A 12180-nucleotide genomic window follows, 5' to 3' on the forward strand; every position below is an offset into this window, starting at 1 on the left:
CTCGTAATTAGAGGGTGTAGAGACCGAAGCTTGAGGCGGAGAGGGCGAGACCCGCTTTCAGCTGCGCGAACTGCACCTGCACGCCTGCGCCCGTGCCATCGGCGTCATAGAACAGCGCACCCGTCGTGCTGTTGTAGATGATCCGGTGGGCCGCAGTCGTCGCTTCAGACCCGATTTTAAACTGCGTTGCCTGTAGCTGACTGTTATAGACGATCAGCCCATCGTCCGTTTCCTCGACCACGACATCCGGAAATTTCCGGAACACGTGGGTCTCGAGCTCGATCTTGTCGCCTTCGGTCACATTGAAGTCGGTGATCGTATCCACGTTGCTGGAACCCAGCGTCCAGTCAAACCGGAACACGTCCCGGCCGCTGCTGCCGCTCAGTACGTCCGACCCGTCGCCGCCTACCAGCGTGTCGTAAGAGGCACCGCCATCGAGGGTGTCGGCCCCGGCACCTCCCAGGAGCTCGTCGTTGCCACCCAGTCCCTGCAGCTCATTCGCTGCTCCGTTGCCTTGCAGCATGTCGCTGTATGTTGTCCCCTGTAGCCCTTCGATACTGACAAATACGTCGCCCTGCGCTTCGCCTGTGTTGATCGATGGATTCATCAAGCTCACACGTATCCCAGACGTTGTGCTTGAATAAACGGCGGTATCAAAACCGTCGCCACCGTCAAGCGAATCCGCGCCGATTCCACCAGCAAGGATGTCATTGCCAGTCCAGCCGATGATTGTATCATCGCCGCCTGCGCCGAAGATCACATCATTGTCTTCGCCAGCGTCGAGGTGATCATTGCCGCCACCGCCATCGAGCCAATCGTTCCCATAACGTCCGAACAGGACGTCATTACCGGTATTTCCGCTCAGGACGTCATTACCATAGCCACCATCGACAGTGTCGTTTCCACCGTCCCCGAACAGCCTGTCATCGCCTCCAAGTCCGAAGAGTTGGTCAGCGCCAGCACCTCCCAAAAGTATGTTTCCGAGATTGCTGCCATACAAGACGTCGTTGAAGGCGGTGCCACCTAAGCCCTCGACGGAAGGACCGTAAGTGTCTCCTTTTGCGTCTCCAGTATTAATTGACGGTTCGCTCAAACTTGCGACGAGGCCCGATGTGGAAGCGCTGTAACTGACAATCGTAAAGCCAGAAGTGCCTGTATAGTTGACCTCCGCTGCAAGGTCTTCTGCCTCGCCGTAAAGGAAGTCATTGTGATAATCCCCATCAAAATCGATGGGCAAGAACGATGGCGGTAGAACGTTAATTTCAACAGATGGCGTAGATGGCGCAGGAGGTCTACTTGGGCGGTCCAAATCAATGTGTCCGTCTGCGTAAATAATCATAGTGCCAGGGACCCACCCTCCATAGGTTATAATACCACCGGTCCCATCGAAGAATTCATCGTGAGCCTGCATGAGTTGATTAACAGCCATAATTTTCTCCCGGGTCTGCGTCCATCATCCCCATTGGGCTTTGGACGCCAATTACTTGCCCCCGTTGAGTTAGCCTTGTTCTCGCTCAGGTCTTCTCAAGGGAAGATTGTCCGCGATGGAGGGGGGCGCGCACTCTCTGTTTAGATGGGGAAATGAGTGAAGTGAGTAATTTTCATATGACTGAAGCTGACTTAACGCTTATTTTTTATAGCCTTAGAAGAATTTGAGATGATGCACGCGTAAATACGTTCGACATTATCGTCTTGATAGAGAGGGAACTGATCTGCATTACACCTTCAGCCGGCGTAGAGGTATAGTGTTCAAGGCGTGCCCTCGCCGCGACCTCTCAAATCGGAAAATTGGCAATCTTCTCCCACTCCCTCCACCATTTTGCCCCCTAGTCTCTTGAAGAGAGCTGGTCAAAGCCAAGTTTGGCTTTGTGCGCGGCCCATAGAGAGGAAATAGGTCATGGCTTGGTACGCTCCGATCTCCGGAACGACGGCGGTCAATAGCGCCGCGAATGGCGAGAGTATCTTCATCGGCCCCACCGTCACCCTCAGCGTCACCGGTTCTCGTGCCATTTATTTCCAGGGGACGGGGAACGTTGCCGACATCTACGGCACTGTCGTCAGCACCACCGCGAGCGGCATTCGACTCGGGGACGGCTCAGCCGCTCAAGGGCATACGATTGACGTCCATGCCGGTGCGTTCATTCGGGGCTATGGCGATACAGGATTCGTAGCCTTTGGTTATGGCACCCAATTTACCAATGCTGGGGACATTTTTGGTTCGAGTGCCGGTGTTGTCCTGAACTCGGCGAATGCCGCCACGTCTACGACGCTCGTCAATTCCGGCACCATCGCTGGTCGCACTTATGGTGTGCTCCACAACGCAGACGAGGCGGTGACCATCACCAACAGCGGCCTCATCCAGGGCAAGTATGCTTTTTACGCCTCCGGCAGTATCGATACGATCATCAATACCGGCAGGATTGTTGGCATTGTCGAGCTCAGCGAGGGCGACGATGTTTATAGCGGTGCTTCGGGGCGGCTGTCCGGCCTGCTCTCTGGCGGTCTGGGTAACGATACAGCTACCGGCGGTATCGACGACGACTCGTTCTCCGGCGGCCTTGGCAACGATCTCCTCATGGGCGGCGTGGGTAACGACACGCTGCTTGGTGATGAAGGCAACGACAAGCTCCATGGTGGGCTCGGCCGGGATATCCTGACTGGCGGCGTGGGTATGGACATCTTCGCCTTCGACACCGCGCTCAGCAAGTCGGGCAATGTCGATACAATCACCGACTTCAGCCATGCGGACGACACGATTTGGTTGTCGAAGGCGATCTTTAAAGGGGCAGGTACAGGCGCGCTGAAATCAAAAGTCTTCTACAAGGGCGCCAAGGCGCACGACGCGGATGATCGCATCATCTACGACAAGGGGACGGGCGCACTCTATTACGACCCGGACGGGACGGGATCGAAGGCGCAAATCAAGATTGCCACGCTGGCCAACAAGCCCGTCGATCTCGCCCACAACGACTTCCTGTTGGTGTAGTGCCCCTTCCCTCGTCTTCGTGGGCAGTTCCCCAGATGGCGGGACTCGTGACGGCAAGACCTCGCTACAGCGCTGCGTGCGCTCCGATCTGGTTCTGATCAGAACCCATCCGTTAGCGACGGCAACCTTTGACGGGCATTCGCGTTTATCGCCGGGACCTTGGCTGCCCTTCTGCCGCCCCGCCCACGGACATGTCCTAAGGAGAAGCCATGAGCCACCGTCACGCTGAAATGGTGAGGATCGAGGGGGGCACATTTCGCATGGGGTCGGACAATCACTATCCCGAGGAAGCGCCCGTCCACCGTGTGACCGTCGACGGATTCTGGATAGACCGGACGCCTGTCACCAACCGGGAGTTCAGCGCCTTCGTCGCGGCGACGGGGCATGTTACCGTTGCAGAGACAAAACCCGATCCCAAGGATTATCCCGGCGCATTGCCGCACATGCTGAAGGCGGGCTCTCTTGTGTTCAATCCGCCGTCCCATCCGGTCAATCTGAACGATTGGAGCCAGTGGTGGACCTTCAGGTTCGGGGCGAACTGGAGGCGGCCCTATGGACCAGGATCCTCGATCAAAGGCCTGGATAATCACCCGGTCGTTCATGTGGCCTATCCCGATGCCGTGTCCTACGCCGCCTGGGTAGGCAAGGAATTGCCGACGGAAGCTGAGTGGGAATTCGCCGCGCGCGGTGGCCTCGACGGAGCCGAGTATGCCTGGGGCGACGAACTCACTCCGGAGGGTCGCCACATGGCGAACACGTGGCAGGGAGCTTTTCCGCTCCAGAACACACGCGAAGACGGCTACGAGCGGACGTCACCCGTCATGGCTTTCCCGCCCAATGGCCACGGCCTCTACGACATGATCGGCAATGTGTGGGAATGGACGAGCGATTTCTACGCTTCGAAGCACCCCGCCGATGCAGAGAGGCCATGTTGCGTTCCACACAACCCACGCGGAGGCCGGGAAGATCAAAGCTACGATCCCTGTCAGCCGCAGATCCGCATTCCTCGCAAGGTGCTGAAAGGCGGCTCACATCTTTGCGCGCCGTCCTATTGCCGACGCTACCGTCCGGCCGCGCGCCATCCGGAGCCTATCGATACGTCCACGAGCCATGTCGGCTTCCGCTGTGTCGTGAGGTAGCGGTACGCATGCCGCCCCCTCGAACCGCGCTGGTCACGCGTAGCGTTGGTCGTATTCCAGGATCGCGTTCAACAGAACCTGCGCCCCAGCGCCACATTCTTCAAGGGTGGTGCTCTCCGCTTCGTTGTGACTCAATCCCCCTTCGCATGGCACGAAGATCATCGTGGTCGGCGCGACGCGGGCGATGTAAGCGGCATCGTGCCCTGCCCCGGACACCATGTCCCTTGCCGGAAGACTCGCCTTTTCGGTTCCAGCGCGCACCGCCGCGACGCAATCTGGATCGAAGCGAACGGCGGGGGAATCCCATACCTTCTTCGCTTCGGCTTCGAGGCCGATTTCCTTCGCGATGGCGGGAATGGCCTCCATCAGCTTGCGTTCCATCACGTCCAGCACCGCATCGTCCGGATGCCGAAAATCGACGGTGAAGAAGACGTGGCCCGGGATCACATTGCGGGAATTGGGCTTCACCTCCAGAAGGCCGACCGTGCCGACTGCGGACGGTGCGTGCTCAAGAGCGATCTGGTCCACCCGCTCGACAAGCCGCGCTGCGCCCAGAAGAGCGTTCGTGCGCAGGCTCATGGGGGTCGAGCCTGTATGGGCCTCACGGCCTGTCAGCTCGACCTCATACCAGCGCATGCCTTGAACGCCGGTGACGACGCCGACGACTTTCTGTTCGGCTTCGAGGATCGGCCCTTGTTCGATATGAAGCTCGAACATTGCGCCGAACTTCACCGAACCCGGGGCCGCCGTGCCACGATAGCCGATGCTCTCGATAGCATCGGCAAAGCGCACGCCCTGCCTGTCCTCCCGGCTATCGGCGAAGGCGCGGTCGAACACGCCTGCATATACGCCTGAGCCCAGCATGGCGGGGGCAAAGCGCGAGCCTTCCTCGTTCGTCCAGTTGACGAGCATCAGCGGGGCGTTGGTCTCGTAACCGAGATCGTGGATCGTGCGCAGGGCCTCCAGACCACCGAGAACGCCGAGAATGCCGTCGAACTTGCCGCCGGTCGGCTGCGTGTCGAGGTGGCTGCCGATGGCAATCGGCTCCACGTCATTCCGCTTGCCCGGCCTGAACGCGAACATGTTGCCGACCTGATCGACAGTGACCGTGCAACCGAGCGTCTCGCATTGGCTGCGGAACCAGTCGCGAACCTGCTTGTCGAAATCCGTCAGGGTGAGCCGGCAAATTCCCCCCTTGGTGGTGCCGCCGATTTTGGCGGTTTCCATCAGGCTGTCCCAAAGGCGCTGCGGATTGATGGTGAGGTTTTGCATGATCTCGCCCTCGTTTCAGCGAACCACGGCCTTCGGCGCAGTGCTCGCTTTCCAGCGGCGCTGCGCTTCAGCAAAGGCCGGGAGCGGACGGCGGGAGACGAAACGGCCTTGGCCGCGCTGTGCCTTCACCTGTCCGTTCTCCGCCGCCAACTGCCCGCGCAGATAGACCTTTGCGGGCAGGCCCGTGAGTTCGAAGCCTTCGAACACGTTGTATTCGATGCGGCTGACCTGGGTCTTGGCCGAAACGGTCTTGGTCGCCTTCGGATCCCAGATCACGATGTCCGCGTCGGCTCCCGGCATGATAACGCCTTTTTGGGGGTACATGTTGAGAATGCGGGCCGCGTTGGCCGACGTCGCTGCGACGAACTCGTTCGGCGTCAGCCTGCCGGAATTCACGCCGGCGCTCCAGAGCACCGGCATGCGATCCTCGAGCCCGCCCGTGCCGTTCGGGATGATGCGGAAGTCGTTCTTGCCGATGCGCTTCTGCTCCATGGTGAAGGAGCAATGGTCGGTGGCGACGACCTGCAGCGAGCCCGATTGCAAGCCCGCCCAGAGGCTGTCCTGATGGGATTTGTGGCGGAAGGGCGGAGACATCACGCGTTGTGCCGCGTGATCCCAGCTCTTGTTGAGATAGTCCGTATCATCGAGCACGAGGTGCTGGATCAACGGCTCGCCGAACACGCGCTGACCCGCAGCACGCGCGCGGGCAATCGCCTCATGAGCGGGCTTGGATGACGTGTGGACGATATAGAGCGGGCAGCCAGCCATGTCGGCGATGACGATCGCGCGCTGGGCCGCCTCCCCCTCCACCGCTGGCGGGCGGGAATAGGCGTGGAATTCGGGGCCGGTCTTGCCTTGGGCGATAAAGTCTTCCTGCATCTGAGCGACCACGTCGCCGTTCTCGGCATGAACGAGGGCCGTGGCGCCAAGCTCCGCGCAGCGCTTGAAGGAGCGGAAGAGGATGTCGTCATCCACCATCAGCGCGCCCTTATAGGCCATGAAATGCTTGAAGGTGTTCACCCCGTGGGTGTTCACGATCTCCCCCATCTCGCGTTCGACCTGATCGGACCAAGTGGTGACCGCGAGGTGGTACGAATAATCGCCCGCCGCCTTTTCGGACTTGTTCCGCCAGTCGCGATAAGCATCGACGAGGGATTGGTTCTGGCCCGGAATGCAGAAGTCCACGATTGTCGTGGTGCCGCCCGACAAGGCCGCCTTGGTGCCCCACTCGAAATCGTCTGCCGACACGGTTCCCATGAACAGGAACTCCATGTGCGTGTGCGGGTCGATGCCGCCCGGCATGACGTAAGCGCCGCCCGCATCGACGATTTCGGTTCCAGCTGGCGCTTCGAGGTTTTCGCCGACGGCGACGATCCGTTCACCGTCCACCAAAACATCGGCCCGGCGGCTCAAGTCAGCATTAACAACGGTGCCGCCGCGGATGAGTAGGGCCATAGTGGATGTCTCCTCTGGTCGTTTCTTGTTAAGGGCGGATTGTTCCCGCCGGAACAGAACTCCTCCCCATGATGGGGAGGAGCGCTTTTGGTTGATGGCATCACTTCGCGTCGACGACCGCGTGGCTCCAGGCACCTTCCGGCTTCTTGGTAATGACCGGAGAATCGCCGCCTGAAGCGAGCAGCGTCGCAACCGTGCGGTCGTAATCCGCCGGATCGAGCTTGCCCTTGCCGGACGTGTCGAGAAGCTTCGCGATCTCGCCTGCCATGCGCTTCTGGTGCTTTTCGGTCTGAGCGCCGGAGGCGTCGTTGTCGAGGACGATCTTGGCCGCCTCGTCGGGGTTCTGGCGCATGTAGTCCCAACCCTTCTGGGAGGCCGCTACGAACTTCGCCATCTTGGCGACGAAGGCCGGGTCCTTCAGCTTGTCCTGAATGACATAGAGACCGTCCTCGAGCGTCGCGACGCCCTGGTCCTCGTACTTGAAGACGACAAGCTGTTCGGGCTTGAAGCCGGCATCGATGACCTGCCAATACTCGTTGTAGGTCATGGTCGAGATGCAGTCGGCCTGCTTCTGAATGAGCGGATCGACGTTGAAGCCCTGTTTGAGAACCTTCACGCCGCCTGCCGATCCATCGGTCTTGAAGCCCAGTTTGGCCATCCAGGCGAGGAACGGGTACTCGTTGCCCGAAAACCAGACGCCGAGCGTGCGGCCCTTCAGGTCCGCCGGAGCCTTGATGCCGGTTTCCGCGCGGCAGGTCAGCATCATGCCCGACTTCTTGAAAGGCTGGGCGATGTTGACGAGCGGCACGCCTTTTTCACGCGCGGCGAGAGCCGAGGGCATCCAGTCCACGATGACGTCCGCGCCGCCGCCGGCGATGACCTGGGGCGGTGCGATATCGGGGCCGCCCGGCTTGATGGTTACATCGAGGCCGGCTTCCTTGTAGAACCCTTTGTCCTTCGCGACGTAGTATCCCGCGAACTGCGCTTGGGTGACCCATTTGAGCTGGATCGTCACCTTGTCGGCCTGAGCGAAGGCCGACGTCGTGAAGCCAACGGCGAGAGCCCCGGCCAATAGAACGCTTCTCATCATTCTTCTCTCCTCCTACGTCGTCCGATGTTCCCTCATGTGCGGTACGACGGATGCCAAAAGGTTGCGCCGCGCTCGACGAGTGCGACAAAGCCGTAGAAAATCGATCCGGCGATGGCGGCGAGCGCGATCTCGGCCCACACCATGTCGAGCGACATGCGCGCGACCTCGATCGAGATTCTGAACCCCATGCCCACGATGGGCGTGCCGAAGAACTCGGCGACGATCGCGCCGATGAGGGCGAGCGTCGAATTGATCTTCAACGCATTGAAGATGAAGGGCAGTGCGGCGGGAAGCCGGAGCTTCACAAGGGTCGTCCAGTAGCCCGCCGCGTAGGAGTGCATGAGGTCGCGCTCCAGCCGACCGGCGGCGGAAAGTCCCGTCACGGTGTTCACCAGCATCGGGAAGAATGTCATCACCACGACGACTGCGGCCTTGGACGGCCAGTCGAACCCGAACCACATGACCATGATCGGCGCGATGCCGATGACCGGAAGGGCCGCCACGAAATTGCCGAGCGGCAGAAGGCCTCGCCGCAGAAATGGAACGCGGTCAGCGATGATGGCGACGACGAAGCCCGAGAGACATCCGATCACGTAGCCGGACAGCACGGACTTCACGAATGTCTGCACGAAGTCGTCACGCAGCACCGGCAGCGAGGCGGCGAAGCGGCTGCCGATGGCCGATGGCGCAGGCATCAGAACGGAGGGAACCCCTGCCCCGACGACGATGACCTCCCAGAGGAAGAACAGGAAAGCGCCGAAGAGGACCGGGACAGAGAGGCCGACGAGACGCCGCAACGTGGCGCTCTTGGGGCTCAGGTGCGAGAGCCCGCTCAACGCGACGATGGAGGCAAGCCAAAGGAACGCAATGAAGCACCAGAAGCCTAGTCCGGCCTGCCCTGTCACGGCGGGACTATGCACCAAGTTGAGTGCATAGAGGCAACCAAGGAAAACGAGCGGTGTCAGAACGATGGCGCGGGAAGAGGCGTTCATGCGGGGCGCGCTCCCATGCTGCGGCTCAGAAAGCGCTCTGCGAGGCCAACAAGGGCGACGAGCAGGGAGGCGAGGAGCGCCGCGCCGAATAGCGCCGCCCAGATCTGGATGGTCTGGCCATAATAGGAGCCCGCGAGAAGCCTCGCGCCGAGACCTGCCTGCGCCCCTGTCGGCAGCTCGCCCACGATGGCTCCGACAAGGCTGATGGCGACGGCGATTTTCAGGCCGGTGAAAAGATACGGCAACGAAGCGGGCAGCCGCAGTTTCCAGAATGTCTGCGCGAGCGAAGCCGAATAGGTGCGCATGAGATCGCGCTGCATCGGATCGGGCGATGTCAGCCCCTTCACCATGCTGATCGTGATGGGGAAAAAGCAAAGGTAGGCGGAAATGATCGCTTTCGGGAAAAGGCCCGTGATGCCGATGGAGCCGAGGACCACGATGATGATAGGCGCGATGGCGAGGATCGGGATGGTCTGCGAAGAGATGATCCACGGCATGAGGCTGCGTTCCAACGTCTTCACATGGACAATCGAGACCGCGAGAACACTCCCCAGCAGTACGCCGAGGCCAAAGCCCAGCAGCGTGGACGAGAGCGTGACCCAGGCATGGTACAGAAGGCTGCGGCGGGACGTGACCGGCGTGTCGATGGTGGTTTTCTTCAACTCGGCGAACACCTGATGCGGCGCGGGCAGCATCGGGCGTTCCTGCTCCATCGTGGCGAGAAGGATTTCGCTCGTGGAACGGGCCTCCCCCGCCCGCGCAAAGGCATCCGCGGTACCCTGCCAGTTCATCAGGATCGTGCCGGTGTACCAGAGCGCCACAATCGCCAGAACGACCACGAACACCGGCCCGGCATTTCCTTCCTTGCGGCGGGCTGCCTTGCGTGGCGATGGGCGCGCGGGAAGGCTCAATGCCTCAGTCGTCATAGGAGTGCCCTGCCCTCAGGCCCTCACGGACCCGGTGTGCGATCTTAAGAAACTCGGGCGTTTCGCGGATTTCGAGCTTGCGCTCGCGGCCAAGATGACTGGCGTCGATCACGTCGATGATCCGCCCGGGACGCGGTGACATCACCACGATCTTGGATGAAAGAAACACCGCCTCCGGAATGGAATGGGTGACGAACAGGACCGTCTTGCGGGTCTTGTCCCAAAGCTTGAGAAGCTGCTCGTTGAGGTGGTCGCGCACGATCTCGTCGAGAGCCCCGAAGGGTTCGTCCATCAGCAAGAGCTTCGGATCGAAGGAGAGCGCGCGGGCGATGGAGGCGCGCTGTTGCATGCCGCCGGAGAGTTGCCAGGGAAACTTCTTCTCGAAGCCTTTCAGGTTCACTAGTTCGAGTTGACGGCGCGAGCGCTCGTTCCGCTCCGCCTTGGGAATGCCGAAAATCTCGAGCGGAAGCTCCACGTTCTTCTGAATGGTCCGCCACGGATAGAGCGCCGGAGCCTGAAAGATGAAGCCGTAGTCCCGCCTGACACGGGCCTCGCTGGGGCTCACGCCGTTCACATGGATATGGCCGCCGTTCGGCTGTTCGAGATCCGCGATGACGCGAAGCAACGTTGTCTTACCGCAACCGGAGGGACCGATGAAGGAGACGAACTCCCCTTCCTCAATCTGCAGGTCGACATTGGAAAGAGCATAGACCGGGCCGTCGGCGGCCTCGTAGGTAAGAGACAGCCCCTGGATGTCGACCACGGGCGCACGGCTGGCAAGCCCGGGTTCCGCGCTAAGTCCAGGCTGTGCTCCGCTATCGCCCATAAAGTCCTCCGTTACGCGCTTCAGCACTGTCTCTCCCTTCGGCTTCACCAGTTACACTCCCTCTCGCAAGGATCATGCCAGTTGAGATTTGCGGGATCTGCGAACCGGACGGAACGGAAGTCTGCTCCGTTCCTGAGCATCATGCCGTCGCTTTCAGCACATCCCCGATGGTGCCGATGATTTCGTCGATCTGCGCCTTCGAGACGATGAGAGGCGGCGACAGAGCGATGATGTCGCCTGTCGTGCGGATGAGGACGCCGCGCTCGAAGCATTCCAGGAACACCGAGAAGGCGCGTTTCGTCGGTTCGCCGGGGATCGATGCAAGCTCGATGGCGCCGACAAGGCCGATATTGCGGACGTCGATCACATGCTTCGTGTCCTTCAGCGAGTGGATCGCTTGTTCCCAATATGACGCGAGTTCCGCCCCGCGCGTGAGAAGCCCTTCGTCCGCATAAGTATCGAGTGTCGCAATGCCGGCGGCGCAGGCCATCGGGTGGGCCGAGTAGGTATAGCCGTGGAAGAACTCGATGAGATGCTCAGGGCCCGTCATGAAGGCGTCGTGGATCTCCGACTTCACGAAGACCGCCCCCATTGGAATGACGCCGTTCGTCACGCCTTTCGCGGTGATCATGATGTCGGGAATGACACCGAAATAATCGGCGGCGAAGTTCGTTCCGAGGCGGCCGAAGCCGGTGATGACCTCATCGAAGATCAAGAGAATGCCGTGCTTGTCGCAGATCTCGCGCAAGCGCTTGAGATAGCCCTTCGGCGGAATGAGAACTCCTGTGGAACCCGCCACCGGCTCGACGATAACCGCCGCGATGGTGGAGGCATCATGAAGGGTCACGAGGCGCTCCAGATCCTCCGCAAGCTCAAGTCCATGTGTCGGCTCGCCCTTGGTGAAGGCGTTGCGGGCGGGATCGTGAGTGTGGCGCAGGTGATCGACGCCCGAGAGCAGCGTTCCGAACATCTTGCGGTTCGAAACAATGCCGCCGACCGAGATGCCGCCGAAATTCACGCCGTGATAGCCACGTTCGCGGCCGATCAGCCGTGTGCGGGAGCCCTCGCCTCTCACGCGATGATAAGCGAGTGCGATCTTGAGGGCGGTCTCAACGGATTCCGATCCGGAATTGGTGAAAAAGACGTGGTCGAGCCCTTCCGGCGTGAGTTGCACAAGGCGCGAGGCGAACTCGAAGGCCTTCGGATGGCTCATCTGGAACGCCGGTGCGTAGTCGAGCTCGGCGACCTGGCGCTGCACGGCTTCCACAATCTTGGGCCGCCCGTGACCGGCATTCACGCACCAGAGCCCGGCGGTGCCGTCGAGGATCGGACGGCCATCGTCGGTGTAGTAGTGCATGTCCTGCGCGCCCGCGAGGAGACGCGGCGTCTTCTTGAATTGCCGGTTCGCCGTGAACGGCATCCAGAACGCGGCAAGATCGTTGGGAAGCGGACGCCTCGCTGGCATGACGTTCATAATTCTATCCTCCTGAGATC

General features: G+C 60.7%; 10 protein-coding genes. 2 read left to right on the forward strand and 8 right to left on the reverse strand.

From position 1 onward, the window contains the following. Nucleotides 1–7 precede the first annotated feature (7 nt). Nucleotides 8–1429, reverse strand: coding sequence for a calcium-binding protein (locus tag DQW91_RS09775; RefSeq protein WP_112663438.1), 1422 nt, complete (start codon nucleotides 1427–1429; stop codon nucleotides 8–10). A 468-nt stretch (nucleotides 1430–1897) separates the two neighbouring features. On the opposite strand from DQW91_RS09775, the gene DQW91_RS16580 reads away from it, so the two are divergent. Together DQW91_RS16580 and DQW91_RS09790 are read left to right on the forward strand one after the other, a co-directional pair. After that, nucleotides 1898–2986, forward strand: coding sequence for a calcium-binding protein (locus DQW91_RS16580; protein WP_157961396.1), 1089 nt, complete (start codon nucleotides 1898–1900; stop codon nucleotides 2984–2986). 209 nt (nucleotides 2987–3195) lie between these two features. Then, nucleotides 3196–4125, forward strand: a complete 930-nt coding sequence (locus DQW91_RS09790; RefSeq protein WP_245410976.1) for a formylglycine-generating enzyme family protein — start codon at nucleotides 3196–3198, stop codon at nucleotides 4123–4125. A 33-nt stretch (nucleotides 4126–4158) separates the two neighbouring features. Here DQW91_RS09790 and DQW91_RS09795 read toward each other — a convergent pair whose 3' ends face one another. From DQW91_RS09795 to aptA, 7 genes are all read right to left on the reverse strand, one after another. Next, nucleotides 4159–5397, reverse strand: coding sequence for a Zn-dependent hydrolase (locus tag DQW91_RS09795; protein ID WP_112663442.1), 1239 nt, complete (start codon nucleotides 5395–5397; stop codon nucleotides 4159–4161). Nucleotides 5398–5412: 15 nt separating this feature from the next. After that, nucleotides 5413–6852 (reverse strand): dihydropyrimidinase, encoded by a 1440-nt coding sequence (hydA, locus tag DQW91_RS09800; protein ID WP_112663443.1) that lies wholly within the window; start codon nucleotides 6850–6852, stop codon nucleotides 5413–5415. A 100-nt stretch (nucleotides 6853–6952) separates the two neighbouring features. After that, the gene (locus DQW91_RS09805; protein ID WP_198411844.1) at nucleotides 6953–7939 is read right to left on the reverse strand and encodes an ABC transporter substrate-binding protein; all 987 of its coding nucleotides are present in this window, start codon (nucleotides 7937–7939) and stop codon (nucleotides 6953–6955) included. 35 nt (nucleotides 7940–7974) lie between these two features. Beyond that, the gene (locus DQW91_RS09810) at nucleotides 7975–8934 is read right to left on the reverse strand and encodes an ABC transporter permease (protein ID WP_112663445.1); all 960 of its coding nucleotides are present in this window, start codon (nucleotides 8932–8934) and stop codon (nucleotides 7975–7977) included. Beyond that, entirely contained in the window at nucleotides 8931–9860 is a 930-nt protein-coding gene (locus tag DQW91_RS09815; protein ID WP_112663446.1) for an ABC transporter permease, read from the reverse strand. The genes DQW91_RS09810 and DQW91_RS09815 overlap by 4 nt, the downstream gene beginning before the upstream one ends. After that, a complete protein-coding gene (locus DQW91_RS09820; protein WP_112663447.1) occupies nucleotides 9850–10686 on the reverse strand; it encodes an ABC transporter ATP-binding protein in 837 nt (278 codons plus the stop codon). Before DQW91_RS09820 ends, DQW91_RS09815 begins: the two co-directional genes overlap by 11 nt. Before the next feature lie 139 nt (nucleotides 10687–10825). Further along, nucleotides 10826–12151: an omega-aminotransferase AptA gene (gene aptA / locus DQW91_RS09825; RefSeq protein ID WP_112663654.1), complete on the reverse strand. Its 1326-nt coding sequence runs from the start codon at nucleotides 12149–12151 to the stop codon at nucleotides 10826–10828. Nucleotides 12152–12180: the final 29 nt, after the last annotated feature.

The sequence above is a fragment of the Microvirga flavescens genome (assembly GCF_003290125.1).
GTDB lineage: Bacteria > Pseudomonadota > Alphaproteobacteria > Rhizobiales > Beijerinckiaceae > Microvirga > Microvirga flavescens.